Genomic DNA, 13,543 nt, shown 5'->3' on the forward strand with positions numbered 1-13,543 from the left:
CGATGCGCGGCTTTTTCGTTTCGAACGTCGCCCGGCTTACTCGCCCCAGGTCTGCAATGCGGCCACGGCTTCTGGGTCGATCTCGCCCGCCTGCGCGACGCATGGTGCGCTGGCCGACGCATCGAGCGAAGGGTTAGCGAGCTTGTCGAGCACCTTCTGCGGCACCGGCACACTCGTTTGGGCGATCACGTCGCCGTGCTGGAACATCAGCAGGTCGCCAGGGGCGAAGCGTGTCCAGACTTCATTGTCGGTGAGCGGCGCGGTGGCGATGACGGCCACGCGGTCCTCGGGCGTCGTGTACTTGGCGAAGTCGATGGAGACATCGGCATCGACGAGATGCGCCGTCGAAAACGGCCAGCGCCGCACGAGATAGTAGAGATGCGTCGAGCAATGCGCGAACAGCGCCTGGCCGTTCGACATCAGAAAGTTGAAGACGCCGAACTGGGTGACCTCGCGCGTGAGCGACTCGAGCGCGGCGAACAGTTCGTCGAGCGGCGGCTGCGCGCCAGGGAACGCCTTGCGCAAGCCTTGTAGCAGCAGGCAGAACGCGCGCTCGCTATCGGTCGTGCCAACCGGCTGGTACACGCCCGACATCACCGGATTGAAGTCCTGCAGGTCGCCGTTGTGCGCGAAGATCCAGTGCCGGCCCCACAGCTCGCGCTGGAACGGATGGCTGTTCTCGAGCGCGCAGTTGCCTTGTGTGGCCTTGCGGATATGGGCGATGGTGTTGCGCGACTTGATGGGGTAGTGCTTGACCATCTCGGCGATCGGCGAACGCGCCGAAGCCTCGTTGTCGATGAACAGGCGGCAGGCCTTGTCCTCGAAGAACGCGATACCCCAGCCGTCGGCGTGGTGATCGGTGGCGCCGCCGCGCGCCGCGAATCCTGTGAAGGAGAACGTGACGTCCGTCGGCGCGGCGCAATTCATTCCGAGAAGTTGGCACATGGTGCTGATGGTGCGTAATGCGACTGAGACGGCGGCTGCAGTGGCAGGCGGGACCCGCCCTCGACCCGTTACAATATGATTTTCCAAGCATATCACCGGCCTGCGGGTCGCCAATACGAAATTTGTCGGATGCATTGCAGGCTTGCGTAGAAGGGCGCGTGCCGGTGCCAGTGCAGCGCAAATTGTCGTGTGCACGCGACGGTGCGGGCAACGCGAGCGTTGGACCTGCATCGTTCGACGCCTCGCTTTATTCCCCTGATATGCCCGGAATTTCCGGCAGCCTGAGCGCGTTCCAGCGAACGTGCCGGCGATTCCGCTTGACCCACTACAGCGCCTGACTCTAGCCATGAACGCCTCTTCCCTCACGACTCTCACGCTCGCCCGCCCCGACGACTGGCACCTGCATGTGCGCGACGGCGCGATGCTCGCGGCCGTGCTGCCGCACACGGCGCACCAGTTCGGCCGCGCGATCATCATGCCGAACCTCAAGCCGCCGGTCACGACGACGGAGCAGGCCGCCGCCTACCGCGAGCGCATTCTCGCCGCGCTGCCGGCGGGCTCGACGTTCGAGCCTCTGATGACGCTCTATCTGACCGACAACACGCCGCCCGAGGAAATCCGCCGCGCGAAGGCGAGCGGCTTCGTGCATGGCGTGAAGCTGTATCCGGCTGGCGCGACGACGAACTCGGACGCCGGCGTGACGGACATCCACAAGTGCGCGAAGACGCTCGAAGCCATGCAGGAAGTGGGCATGCCGCTGCTCGTGCACGGTGAAGTGACGAGCGCCGACATCGATCTGTTTGACCGCGAGAAGGTCTTCATCGACCGCGTGATGACGCCGCTGCGCCGCGATTTCCCCGCGCTCAAGGTGGTGTTCGAGCACATCACGACGAAGGACGCCGTTGACTACATCCGCGCCGATAACGCCGCGCCCGGCCTACTCGGCGCGACGATCACCGCGCATCACCTGCTCTACAACCGCAACGCGATCTTCCAGGGCGGCATCCGTCCGCACTACTACTGTCTGCCCGTGCTCAAGCGCGAGACGCATCGCGTGGCGCTCGTGGAAGCGGCCACTTCGGGCGATCATCGCTTCTTCCTCGGCACCGACAGTGCGCCGCACCCGAAGGGCCTGAAGGAGCACGCGTGCGGTTGCGCGGGTTGCTACACGGCGCTGCACGCGCTCGAGCTGTACGCCGAAGCGTTCGACAATGCTGGCGCGCTCGACAAGCTCGAGGGCTTCGCGAGCTTTTACGGTGCGGACTTCTACGGCCTGCCGCGCGCGACCGAAACCGTCACGCTGCGCCGCGAGACCTGGACGCTGCCCGCCGAAGTCGAGGCAGGGGGCACGCCCGTCGTGCCGCTGCGCGGCGGCGAAACGATCGGCTGGAAGCTCGCTTGAGCGAAGCGGGGAGGCGTGTGGCTGCGGGCGCAACGATCGGCTTGATCGGGGCAGTCGATGCGCACGCACCGTTGCCCGCGCGCGAGCCGCGCCGGACCATGCCACTGGGCAGCTTCACCGATATCGACTGGGCCCGACCCTGGTTCGCGCAGCACGAAGCGCGGGGCCGGCGCTGGCAGGAGGCCGCGCTGGCGGGATACACCACATACCTCGACGAACTGAACGCCGACGCGCACGCCGCCGCCCAAACCACGGGCCGCGGCCAGCCGCTGCGCTTCATCGCGCAGGACGACCTGCCCGAGGGCACAGCCTACGAGGCGCATATCGCGGCGACAGGCTGCGTGCCGACGCGACACAATCTCCACGACTTCTTCAACGCGCTGGCCTGGTTCGCGTTCCCACGCATCAAGGCAACGCTCAACGCGCGCCAGGCCGCGGCGATCGACGTGCTGGGCGTGGGCCCCACGCGCGGCGGGGTGCGTGACGCGCTCACGCTCTTCGACGAGAACGCGGTGCTCTATGCCTCATCGGACGCGGCGCTTATCGCGGCGCTGCGCTGCTTCGAATGGCGCACGCTGTTCGTGGCGCAGCGCGCGAGCTGGGAAGCCGCATTCGAAGAGACGATTGGCCATGCGCGCTGCGAAGTGCGCGTCTTCGGCCATGCCTTGCTCGAAAAGCTGATCTCGCCCTATGCGGCGTGCACGGCGCACGCGTGGGTGGTCGAGGTGCCGCAAGCCTATTTCACGTGGCCGCGTGCGCAACGCGACGCGTATCTGGACGAGACGGTGAGCGCCACGCTCGCCACCGACGCTGCACTCAACGGGCGCAGCTTCGCACCGCTGCCGGTACTCGGCATCCCGGGCTGGTGGGCACCTAACGAAGACCCTTCGTTCTACGACGACGGCACGGTCTTTCGCGCCGGCCGCCGCGCTCGCTAAAAGGTCGGCGGCCCGCAATCGATCCGGCCCCCGGCGCGGTGCCTTTCTACGTGCTAATATCGCGCCTCGCAAAGCAGGCCAGGCAGTCGCGGCCCCGAGATTACGGTCGAGGGGGCGAGGAAAGTCCGGACTCCACAGGGCAGGGTGATGGCTAACGGCCATCCGTGGCGACACGCGGAACAGGGCAACAGAGAACAGACCGCCGATGGCCCGACTTCGGTCGGGATCAGGTAAGGGTGAAACGGTGCGGTAAGAGCGCACCGCGTCTGCGGTGACGTAGACGGCACGGTAACCTCCACCCGGAGCAATTCCAAGTAGGCAGGCGCGCATCTTCGGGATGCAGGATGGGGCCCCCATTCCGTCTGCGGGTAGGAAGCTTGAGCGCGTCAGCAATGGCGCGCCTAGAGGAATGGCTGCCACGCGCGGCGCGTCTTCGGACGCGGCGCGTGCACAGAATCCGGCTTATCGGCCTGCTTTGCAGCCTCATTCGTGCAAAAAGCCGGCGCGGTTCTTCGATGAACCGCGCCGGCTTTTTCTTTTGCCGCCGATTATTGCCGCAGGTCTTAAGCCGCGACGATCTCGAACGTATGCGTGATCTCGGCGGTCTTGCCGATCATGATCGATGCCGAGCAGTACTTGTCGTGCGAGAGGTTGATTGCCCGCTCGACGGTGGCCGGGTTCAGATTCTTGCCAGTCACGGTGAAGTGGAAATGGATCTTCGTGAAGACTTTCGGGTCTTCGCTCGCGCGCTCGGCCTTGAGCGTCACGCTGCAGCCGCTCACTTCCTGGCGGCTCTTCTTGAGGATCAGCACCACGTCGTAGGCCGTGCAGCCGCCCGTGCCGAGCAGCACCATTTCCATCGGCCGCGGCGCGAGGTTGTGGCCGCCGCCTTCCGGTGCGCCGTCCATATTGACGAGATGGCCGCTGCCCGTTTCGGCTGCGAACGCCATGCCGTCTTGTCCCATCCAGCTAACTTTGCATTCCATGTGCGTATGCCTCTGCGCGGTTTCTTGATTCAGACGGCATTGTAGCCCGCGCCTTACTGGTATGTCCGGGGGGACACAGCCGCGCGCGCCTTATGCCGTCTGCTTGAATGTTGCGGCGCGACATCCTACGAACAAGACGGGTTTCCCTTACGCAATTAGGGGTTTCGCTCTAGTGCTTCTGCATGCTTTGCGCATGGACGTTTCTCAAGCTGCTGATTTTTTAAGATATTTTTGGCGGGCGTATTGATGCCATTGCATTTCGCATTATGAAGTTTGATTTCGCAATGCAAATCCTCTTGCGTCGCACAAGGTCCATCCGTATAATTCAGTTCATTGGTTGTCGTGCTTCACGACACCTCAGCATGTCTCCTCCACCCTCCTCCAAAGAGTGGATTAAGCCCGAACAGCGCGTTCGGGCTTTTTTTCGTCCACCGCCCGCGTTTTGCCCCGCCTCTCGCGTCGTCGCACGCAATATTTTGACTGATAGCCGAATTTCCCTTTATAATCGTAGGTTTCCCGCATCCATGCCCGCGGGAGAAGAACAGGGAGAGCCTGCGCCGGCGCCAACGAGCGCCACCATACAAGCAGGACCGAATCAGGGCACAAGTTATTTTTTGGATCGATCATGAAGACTTTTTCCGCCAAGGCACATGAAGTGCAGCGCGAATGGTACGTGATTGACGCGACGGATAAGGTTCTCGGCCGTGTCGCCAGCGAAGTGGCACGCCGTCTTCGCGGCAAACACAAGCCTGAGTTCACCCCGCACGTCGACACTGGTGATTTCATCATCATCATCAACGCCGGCAAGCTGAAGGTCACGGGCAACAAGACCACCGACAAGAAGTACTACCGTCACTCGGGCTACCCGGGCGGTATCTACGAAACGACGTTCGGCAAGATGCAAGAACGCTTCCCGGGCCGCGCGCTCGAGAAGGCCGTGAAGGGCATGCTGCCGAAGGGCCCGCTCGGCTACGCGATGATCAAGAAGCTGAAGGTCTACGCTGACGCAACGCACCCGCACTCGGCGCAACAGCCGAAGGCGCTCGAGATCTAAGGGGAGCCCACATGATCGGTAACTGGAATTACGGTACGGGCCGCCGCAAGAGCGCGGTCGCTCGTGTCTTCATCAAGTCGGGCAAGGGCGAAATCGTCGTCAACGGCAAGCCTATCGCCGACTACTTCTCGCGCGAAACATCGCTGATGATCGTGCGTCAACCGCTGGAACTCACGAACCACGGCACGACGTTCGACATCAAGGTGAACGTGACGGGCGGCGGCGAAACCGGCCAGGCCGGCGCAGTTCGCCACGGCATCACGCGCGCGCTGATGGACTACGACGCAACGCTCAAGCCGGCACTGTCGCAAGCTGGCTTCGTCACCCGTGACGCACGTGAAGTGGAACGTAAGAAGGTCGGTTTCCACAAGGCACGTCGCCGCAAGCAGTTCTCGAAGCGTTAATTTCACATTGGCGCTTTGGCCTGTGCTCCTCGCGGAGCACAGTGCTGCTGCGAAAGCCGTCCGCGCTCACTGCGCCGGGCGGCTTTTTCGTTTTTACCGGCGCGACCCACGCGTGGCGCGCAAGCGGCGAAAGTTTGGAGAAACCCTTGATTTTGTGGGCTTAAGCACGATCTCGGGAAGAGCCCTACAATAGCGGCTAGAAGCTTTTTTGGAGAGTTCGAATGAGCGCTGTCACCGAAACTACCGCGACCGAAATGCCCGGTCCCTTCGTTTTCACCGAAGCAGCGGCTGACAAGGTCAAGCAACTGATCGACGAGGAAGGCAACCCGGAGCTGAAGCTGCGCGTATTCGTGCAAGGCGGCGGCTGCTCGGGCTTCCAGTACGGATTCACGTTCGACGAGACGGTCAACGAAGACGACACCGTGATGAACCGCAACGGCGTCCAGCTTCTGATCGACTCGATGAGCTATCAGTACCTCGTCGGCGCCGAGATCGACTACAAGGACGATCTCAATGGCGCGCAATTCGTCATCAAGAACCCGAACGCGACCACTACCTGCGGTTGCGGCTCGTCGTTCTCGGTTTGATCGATCGACTGCAGCATAAAAAACGGGGCTTCGGCCCCGTTTTTTATTGGTGTGCTCAGTCGGCGAGCTTGGCCAGCGTACCTGGTCAGCGCGGATAAATCGCGCCGAGCACGCGCTCGCCAGCAGCGCCGGTCACGGCGGCGAGATTGCCTGGCTCCCGCGCCACGCAGCGCATGGCGAGCCACGCGAAGGCAAGCGGCTCTACCTGATGCGGCGGCACGCCTAGCGCCTCGGTGGTCATGACTGGCACGCCAGCCACACCGCCCGTTTCGAGCGCCTTTTGCAGCGCCGCCATCAATGCCGCATTGCGCGCGCCGCCGCCGCAGACGTACACGGCGCGGCAGTCGCTCGCGTGACGTTCGATCTCGCGCGCGACGCTCACGGTGGTCAGAGCGACCAGCGTGGCCTGCACGTCGGCGGGCGTGAGCGATTCGAAACCCTTGAGCTTGTCGTCGAGCCACTGGGCGTTGAAGAGATCGCGGCCCGTGCTCTTGGGCGGCTGCTGCTCGAAGAACGGTTCGTCCAATAGGGCGTTCAGAAGCGGCTGATGCAGATTGCCGCTCGCGGCGAATTTGCCGTTCTCGTCGTAAGGCTTGCCCAGATGGCGTTCGGCCCATAGGTCGAGCAACGCGTTGGCCGGACCGCAATCGAACCCGCGCACAGCCCCCGTCGACGAGAGCACGGTGATGTTGCTGATACCGCCCAGGTTGCAGACGACGCGCGTCTCTTCCTGCGAGCCGAACAACGTCGCATGGAACGCGGGCACGAGCGGCGCGCCCTGGCCGCCCGAGGCGACGTCGCGGCTGCGGAAGTCGGCGATCACGTCGATGTGGGTGAGTTCCGCAAGCAGCGCCGGGTTCTGGATCTGCACCGTGTAGCCCTTCTCCGGACGATGCCGCACGGTCTGCCCGTGCGCGCCGATTGCGCGCACATCGCCGGCGGAAACATTGCCCGCACGCAGCAACTCGTGGCAGCACACCGCATAGCGGGCCGCGAGCGCGTTGCCGGCGAGCGCCTCGCGCTCGATCTCGTTCTCGCCTGGCTGCTGCAACGAAAAGAGCGCTTCGCGCAGCCCCTGCGCGAAGCCGACGAAGGCCTCGGCCAGCACCACTGGTCGCTGGCCAGCCTCGAAGCGCACGGCAATGCCGTCCACGCCATCCATGCTCGTGCCCGACATCAGGCCGAAATACACGCCGTCGGCGGCGTGTGCGCTCTCGTTTCGTGCGTCGCGTGGCGCCACGTTGTGCTCCTTTATCAATGCAATTCAGTGCCCTGCGAGGCAATTATCGGTGCAATGCCGCTCGAGCGTAAGCCGAACGGCTGACTGTTGGCCGCCTTCGCGACGTGGGACGCCCACTCTCGTCGCTCGCACGCCGGCGGCACTGGAGCCCCCTGCGCGAAATCAACCTCTTGAGTCTCAACGTTGACGGCAAAAGGCGCCATCCGTATAGTGAGCCTATACGCTATACGGATGGCGTGCGCCGACCCCAAGTCGGACCCTGGCTCCAGACCCACCCATGTTTGTTCTGCTTAGTCTGGAGAATCATGATCAAGTCGTGGAATCACAAAGGGCTGAAGACGTTCTTCTTCACCGGCAGCAAGGCGGGCATCCGGCCCGATCACATACCGCGCCTGCGGCGTCAGTTGGCACGGCTCGACGAGGCCGAGTCGCCGCGAGACATGAATGTGCCGGGCTGGCGCTGCCATGCGCTGGAGGGCCGTCTCGACGGGCATCATGCGATTCTCGTCAATGGCAACTGGCGCCTGACCTTCGCGTTCGAAGGCCGCCACGCGATCCTGGTCGACTATCACGACTACCACTGAGGCATGAGCAAGATGAACGACACGATACGCATGCATAACCCGCCGCACCCCGGCGAAACGCTGCGCGAGGACATCCTCCCCGAACTGGGGCTTACCGTGACCGAGGCCGCGGCGCAGCTTGGCGTCACGCGCGCCGCGCTTTCGCGCGTGCTGAACGGCCGCGCCGCTATTTCGCCGGAAATGGCGCTGCGCCTCGAGGCGTGGCTTGGCGAGGAAAACGGCGGCCGCGCCGATCTGTGGCTCGCCATGCAGATCGCCTACGACCTCTGGCAGGCGCGCGCGAAAGGCGTGCCGCGCGTGCCGCGCGTGGCGCGTGCCGGCGCCCGTTCCTGAGCGCGAGGTTTGGGGCGCGCGGTAGGCGTCAACGCCACTTGCGCGAACCGCAAACACCCGCAAACCTCAGCCTGGCGAGTCGAATCACGTAAAATTGCGCTCTACACCCAGACTTAACGACAGAACCGATCGAAGCATGAGCAACGAGTCCAACTCCAGCAACGGCGCCAGCACCGGCGCAAAAGACGCCTTTCCGGTCACCGACGAAGTCCGTCACGCGCTTGCTGTCACGAAGCGCGGCGTGGACGAACTGCTGATCGAAGAAGAATTCGAGCAGAAGCTCGCCCGCAGCGCGGCCACGGGTAAGCCGCTGCGCATCAAGCTTGGCCTCGACCCGACCGCGCCCGACATCCATATCGGCCATACGGTTGTGCTTAACAAGATGCGCCAGCTGCAGGATCTCGGCCACACCGTGATCTTCCTGATCGGCGACTTCACCTCGCTGATCGGCGACCCGTCGGGCCGCAACGCCACACGCCCGCCGCTCACGCGCGAACAGATCGAGTCGAACGCGAAAACATACTTCGAGCAGGCCGCGCTCGTGCTCGATCGCGAAAAGACCGAAATCCGCTACAACAGCGAATGGTCGATGCCGCTCGGCGCCGACGGCATGATCAAGCTCGCGTCGCGCTACACGGTTGCGCGCATTCTGGAGCGCGAGGACTTCACCAAGCGATTCCAGGGCGGCGTGCCGATCTCGATCCACGAATTCCTGTATCCGCTCATGCAGGGCTACGACTCGGTAGCGCTCAATGCGGATCTCGAACTCGGCGGTACGGACCAGAAGTTCAACCTGCTCGTTGGCCGCGAACTGCAGAAGCAGTACGGCCAGGAACAGCAGTGCATTCTTACGATGCCGCTGCTCGAAGGCCTTGACGGCGTCGAGAAGATGTCGAAGTCGAAGAACAACTACATTGGCATCAGCGAAAAGCCCAACGACATGTTCGGCAAGCTCATGTCGATTTCCGACGTGCTGATGTGGCGTTACTTCACGCTGCTCTCGTTCCGTCCGATGGCCGAGATCGAGGCCTTCAAGCGTGAAATCGAAGCGGGCCGCAACCCGCGCGACTTCAAGGTGCTGCTCGCGCAGGAAATCGTCGCGCGCTTTCACTCGCAGGCCGAAGCCGAGCGCGCGCTCGAAGACTTCAACCACCGCGCCAAGGGCGGCGTGCCGGACGACATTCCGTCGATCACGCTCTCAGGCGCGCCGCTTGCCATCGGCCAGTTGCTCAAGCAGGCGGGTCTCGTGCCGTCGACGAGCGAAGCACTGCGCAACATCGAGCAGGGCGGCGTGAAGATCGACGGTGCCACCGTCTCCGATAAGGGCCTCAAGGTCGAGGCGGGCGAGTTCGTCGTGCAAGTGGGCAAGCGGCGCTTCGCGCGCGTGACGCTCACCGCATGATTGCGCTGATCCAGCGCGTGCGCCGTGCGGAAGTGCGTGTGGCGGAAGGCGACAGCGAACGCGTGACCGGTGCGATTGGCCAGGGGTTGCTCGCACTGGTTTGCGCCGAGCGTGGCGACACCGAAGCCAACGCCGACAAGCTGCTCGCGAAGCTGCTCGGCTATCGCGTGTTCAGCGACGCGGCGGGCAAGATGAACCTGAGCGTGCAGAACATCGACGGCAACGGCGCTCCGGGCGGCCTGCTGCTCGTCTCGCAGTTCACGCTCGCCGCCGATACGAATAGCGGCCTGCGCCCGAGTTTCACCCCGGCCGCGCCGCCCGAAGAGGGGCGGCGTCTGTTCGATTATTTCGTCGCCGCTGCGCGCGAGAAGCATACGACCGTCGAGACCGGCGAGTTCGGCGCCGACATGCAGGTGTCGCTCGTCAACGACGGCCCTGTCACGTTCTGGCTGCAAGTGCGCAACTAAACCATGAACACGCAAATCCTCTTTATCCGCCATGGCGAAACGGACTGGAATCGCATCAAGCGCATCCAGGGCCATATCGATATTCCGCTCGCGCAGAGTGGTGTGGCGCAGGCGCAGCAGCTTGGCGCACGGCTCGCGAAGGAAGTGCAGTCGGGCGCCTGGATCGACGCAATCTGGTCGAGCGATCTGTTGCGCGCGCAACAGACGGCGCAGCCCATTGCCGAAGCCCTGGGTTTGGCGGTGCAGCTCTCCGAAGGGGTGCGCGAACGTAACTATGGCGCGTTCCAGGGCCACGACAGCGACGAAATCGCCGAGCGCTTTCCGGACGAGTACGCGCACTGGCAAACGCGCGACCCCGGCTTCGCGCCGCCAGAGGGCGAGTCGCAGCGCGAGTTCTACCACCGCGTGCTGCATGCGCTCGAGCCGATCCTGGAGAGGCACCCGGGCGGCCGTATTGCGTGTGTTGCGCACGGCGGCGTGCTCGACTGCGTCTACCGCTTCGCGAACGGCCTCTCGCTCGACGCGCCGCGCGCGTGGCCGCTTCTCAACACGAGCGTGAACGTCGTCGATTTCGAACGCGATGACTACGTGACGCAGGCGCGCGTCGTCGCATGGGGCGACGTGGTGCATCTGGGCGGTGTCAGCGCCGACGACGGCTTCAAGCGCACGCCGGAACCCGGGCGCTAAGCTGTCTTCTCACACAGCGCGGTGTTCTGCCGCGCTGTCTGTTTCTTCAGCCTTTCCCATCCCAGCATTCTTTCCCGGCCGCGCCTGAGTTCAGGCCAGGGCACCGGTTATTTCCTTTCCGCTCGCTTTCGGGTTCTTTCCAAAGCCCCACCACAAAGTTAAGCGTCCTGCTAACATTTGTCCGACCTTTGGGCGCGCTGGCGACCGGGCTCCTGGCCTGGCCCCGCGTTGTAGAGGGACGCGCGCGCATGACAGGCGTGAGGCCGCGTGCCCAGGGTTGTTATACGAACGGGTATTCCCAGAAAAACACGCAGGAGAAAGTTCAATGACGTTCAAGCTTCACAAGCTGCTGCCGGTGAGCGCAGCGGTCATGGCGCTCGCAGCGCTGTCGGGCAACGCGGCGGCCGACCAGGTCGTCAAGATTGGCCACGTCGGGCCGCTCACAGGCGGTTCGGCCCACCTCGGCAAGGACAACGAGAACGGCGCACGACTCGCCATCGAGGAAATCAACGCGAAGGGTCTCACGATCAATGGCCAGAAGGTCACGCTCGCACTCGACGCCCAGGACGACGCCGCCGACCCGCGCCAGGCCACCCAGGTCGCGCAGAAGCTGGTCGACGACCAGGTCGTTGCCGTGATTGGCCACCTGAATTCCGGCGCATCGATCCCGGCTTCGAAGATCTATAGCGACGCGGGCATCGTGCAAATCTCGCCGTCGTCGACCAATCCCTCGTACACGCAGCAGGGCTTCAAGACGACGTACCGCGTGGTCGCGACCGACGCCCAGCAAGGCCCTGCGCTTGCCGACTACGCTGCGAAAAGCCTGAACGTGAAGACCGTGGCCGTGGTCGACGACTCGACCGCGTATGGCCAGGGCCTCGCCAACGAGTTCGAGAAGACGGCGAAGTCGCTTGGCATGAAGGTGCTCTCGCACGACGCGACCAACGACAAGGCCGTGGACTTCCGCGCGATCCTCACGAAGATCAAGGGCGAGAACCCCGACGCGATCATGTACGGCGGCATGGACGCCACCGGCGGCCCGTTCGCGAAGCAGGCGAAGCAACTCGGTCTGCGCGCGAAGGTGCTGTCGGGCGACGGCGTGTGCACGGAAAGCCTCGCGGACCTCGCGGGCGCGGCGACGGACAATATCGTCTGCTCGCAGGCCGGCATGGCGGTCGAGCGCATGAACGGCGGCGCGGCATTCGCGGCGAAGTACCAGAAGCGCTTCGGTCACCCGATCGAATTCGATGCGCCGTTCACGTATGACGCGGTGTACATCGTCGTCGACGCGATGAAGCGCGCGAACTCGACCGACCACGCGAAGATCCTCGCGCAGATCCCGAGCACGGACTACAAGGGCGTGATTGGCGAGACGGCGTTCGACGCGAAGGGCGACCTCAAGCACGGCGTGATCTCGCTCTACAACTACAAGGCGGGCAAGAAGACGCTGCTCGACGTGGTGAAGATGTAAGCACGCACGCGGCGTGCTGCAAACAGAACGGCCAACCGGCGCGAGCGGGTTGGCCGTTTTTCCATGGCGCGGCGCTTATTGCGCGGGTTTTGCCGCAGCCCGCCGCCGCGCGCGTTTCGACACGCCATTGACGAGCGCCCAGCGCAATACCGGCGCGACCGCTCGCATGCCCGGCTGCACGAGCGCGCGGCGCGCGAAGGCGAAGGAATCGAAACCGAGCATCTGCTGCGCGAAGGGCGGCAACAGGTCGATGCCCGCGCTCCTGATCAGCGCGCCGGCAGCGCGCATTCCCGGGCGCGGGGCGGGCGCTTCCATGAGTACGCGCACGACCTCGAACGTGCGCTCGCTCGCGACGAGTTCGGGCTGCATCGACTGCAAATACGCAGCGATTTCGGCGCGCGAGCGCGGCACGTTAGTCGCGCCGAGCAGTTCGGCAATGCGCGCGACTTCGGCGTAGTACTGATCCTGCATCGCGCCTGGCAGTGCGGGATTCACGAAGCGTAAATACGCGCCGAGAAAGCTCGACACTTCGGCCACGTGCACCCACGTCAGCAACTCGGGATCGCTCGCGCGATAGGGGCGGCCATCGGGTGCGGCGCCCGTCACGGCGAGGTGGATCGTCTTGACGCGGTCAATCAGAGCCAGCGCGTCGGCGCGGCTGCCGTACGTCGTGCCCGCAATGAAGGTCGCGGTGCGCCGCAGCCGCCCGAGTATGTCGATACGAAACGTCGAATGGTCCCACACACCGGCGAGCGCGAGCGGATGCAGCGCCTGGAGCAGCAGCGCACTGACGCCGCCCGCCATCATCGCGGCGAAATCGGCGTGGACTTTCCAGCAAACGGCGTCGGGGCCGAAGAGGCCGGGGTCGCCCGGCGGATGCGAGTAATCGAGTCTCGGGCCACTGCCTGTGGTGAGATGCGTGATGCTTTCGGCAAGCGTCATGCGCAGGCGGCGCACGAGTTGACCGGCAAGGCCGGTCGGCTCGGGCGCGTTGGGAGGCAAGCCGGCGTGATCGGACATCGTGCTCTCGCTCGCGCTGCGTT

The 13,543-nt window shown here is 64.3% G+C and carries 15 protein-coding genes and 1 other RNA gene; 12 read left to right on the forward strand and 4 right to left on the reverse strand.

What is annotated here, in order from left to right:
• Positions 1–36 precede the first annotated feature (36 nt).
• A complete protein-coding gene (locus tag FAZ97_RS02055) occupies positions 37–945 on the reverse strand; it encodes a class II glutamine amidotransferase (protein WP_158756961.1) in 909 nt (302 codons plus the stop codon).
• A gap of 346 nt (positions 946–1,291) precedes the next feature.
• On the opposite strand from FAZ97_RS02055, the gene pyrC reads away from it, so the two are divergent.
• The 3 genes from pyrC (at position 1,292) to rnpB (ending at position 3,766) form a co-directional block, all read left to right on the forward strand.
• The gene (gene pyrC / locus FAZ97_RS02060; protein WP_158756962.1) at positions 1,292–2,347 is read left to right on the forward strand and encodes a dihydroorotase; all 1,056 of its coding nucleotides are present in this window, start codon (positions 1,292–1,294) and stop codon (positions 2,345–2,347) included.
• Complete coding sequence (locus FAZ97_RS02065; protein WP_407671788.1) at positions 2,344–3,285, forward strand: DUF3025 domain-containing protein; 942 nt, start codon at positions 2,344–2,346, stop codon at positions 3,283–3,285. Before pyrC ends, FAZ97_RS02065 begins: the two co-directional genes overlap by 4 nt.
• Before the next feature lie 70 nt (positions 3,286–3,355).
• Positions 3,356–3,766: RNase P RNA component class A (gene rnpB / locus FAZ97_RS02070), an RNA gene on the forward strand.
• A gap of 82 nt (positions 3,767–3,848) precedes the next feature.
• Here the strand turns inward: rnpB and FAZ97_RS02075 are convergent.
• Positions 3,849–4,271 carry an OsmC family protein gene (locus FAZ97_RS02075; protein ID WP_027795839.1) on the reverse strand — a complete coding sequence of 141 codons (423 nt, stop codon included), beginning with the start codon at positions 4,269–4,271 and terminating at the stop codon, positions 3,849–3,851.
• A gap of 625 nt (positions 4,272–4,896) precedes the next feature.
• Between FAZ97_RS02075 and rplM the strand changes: the two genes are divergently transcribed.
• The 3 genes from rplM to erpA all read left to right on the forward strand — a co-directional run bounded on the left by rplM (position 4,897) and on the right by erpA (position 6,316).
• Positions 4,897–5,325, forward strand: a complete 429-nt coding sequence (gene rplM / locus FAZ97_RS02080) for a 50S ribosomal protein L13 (protein WP_027795838.1) — start codon at positions 4,897–4,899, stop codon at positions 5,323–5,325.
• Positions 5,326–5,336: 11 nt separating this feature from the next.
• Positions 5,337–5,729, forward strand: a complete 393-nt coding sequence (gene rpsI, locus FAZ97_RS02085; protein ID WP_028209425.1) for a 30S ribosomal protein S9 — start codon at positions 5,337–5,339, stop codon at positions 5,727–5,729.
• A gap of 221 nt (positions 5,730–5,950) precedes the next feature.
• On the forward strand, positions 5,951–6,316 hold the full coding sequence (gene erpA / locus FAZ97_RS02090) for an iron-sulfur cluster insertion protein ErpA (protein ID WP_042262553.1): 366 nt from the start codon (positions 5,951–5,953) through the stop codon (positions 6,314–6,316).
• Positions 6,317–6,401: 85 nt separating this feature from the next.
• On the opposite strand, the gene FAZ97_RS02095 is transcribed toward erpA, so the two are convergent.
• On the reverse strand, positions 6,402–7,493 hold the full coding sequence (locus FAZ97_RS02095) for an anhydro-N-acetylmuramic acid kinase (RefSeq protein WP_158759019.1): 1,092 nt from the start codon (positions 7,491–7,493) through the stop codon (positions 6,402–6,404).
• Between the two features lie 368 nt (positions 7,494–7,861).
• Between FAZ97_RS02095 and FAZ97_RS02100 the strand changes: the two genes are divergently transcribed.
• From FAZ97_RS02100 to FAZ97_RS02125, 6 genes are all read left to right on the forward strand, one after another.
• On the forward strand, positions 7,862–8,140 hold the full coding sequence (locus FAZ97_RS02100; protein ID WP_158756963.1) for a type II toxin-antitoxin system RelE/ParE family toxin: 279 nt from the start codon (positions 7,862–7,864) through the stop codon (positions 8,138–8,140).
• A 3-nt stretch (positions 8,141–8,143) separates the two neighbouring features.
• Entirely contained in the window at positions 8,144–8,473 is a 330-nt protein-coding gene (locus FAZ97_RS02105; protein ID WP_233271611.1) for a HigA family addiction module antitoxin, read from the forward strand.
• Between the two features lie 136 nt (positions 8,474–8,609).
• A complete protein-coding gene (tyrS, locus tag FAZ97_RS02110) occupies positions 8,610–9,875 on the forward strand; it encodes a tyrosine--tRNA ligase (protein ID WP_158756964.1) in 1,266 nt (421 codons plus the stop codon).
• Positions 9,872–10,342: a D-aminoacyl-tRNA deacylase gene (gene dtd / locus FAZ97_RS02115; RefSeq protein ID WP_158756965.1), complete on the forward strand. Its 471-nt coding sequence runs from the start codon at positions 9,872–9,874 to the stop codon at positions 10,340–10,342. Before tyrS ends, dtd begins: the two co-directional genes overlap by 4 nt.
• Before the next feature lie 3 nt (positions 10,343–10,345).
• Positions 10,346–11,029: a histidine phosphatase family protein gene (locus FAZ97_RS02120; RefSeq protein WP_158756966.1), complete on the forward strand. Its 684-nt coding sequence runs from the start codon at positions 10,346–10,348 to the stop codon at positions 11,027–11,029.
• A 325-nt stretch (positions 11,030–11,354) separates the two neighbouring features.
• Entirely contained in the window at positions 11,355–12,500 is a 1,146-nt protein-coding gene (locus FAZ97_RS02125) for a branched-chain amino acid ABC transporter substrate-binding protein (protein ID WP_158756967.1), read from the forward strand.
• 75 nt (positions 12,501–12,575) lie between these two features.
• Here FAZ97_RS02125 and FAZ97_RS02130 read toward each other — a convergent pair whose 3' ends face one another.
• Positions 12,576–13,520, reverse strand: a complete 945-nt coding sequence (locus FAZ97_RS02130; protein ID WP_158756968.1) for an oxygenase MpaB family protein — start codon at positions 13,518–13,520, stop codon at positions 12,576–12,578.
• Positions 13,521–13,543 lie beyond the last annotated feature (23 nt).

It is taken from the genome of Paraburkholderia acidiphila (assembly GCF_009789655.1).
Taxonomy (GTDB): Bacteria; Pseudomonadota; Gammaproteobacteria; order Burkholderiales; family Burkholderiaceae; genus Paraburkholderia; species Paraburkholderia acidiphila.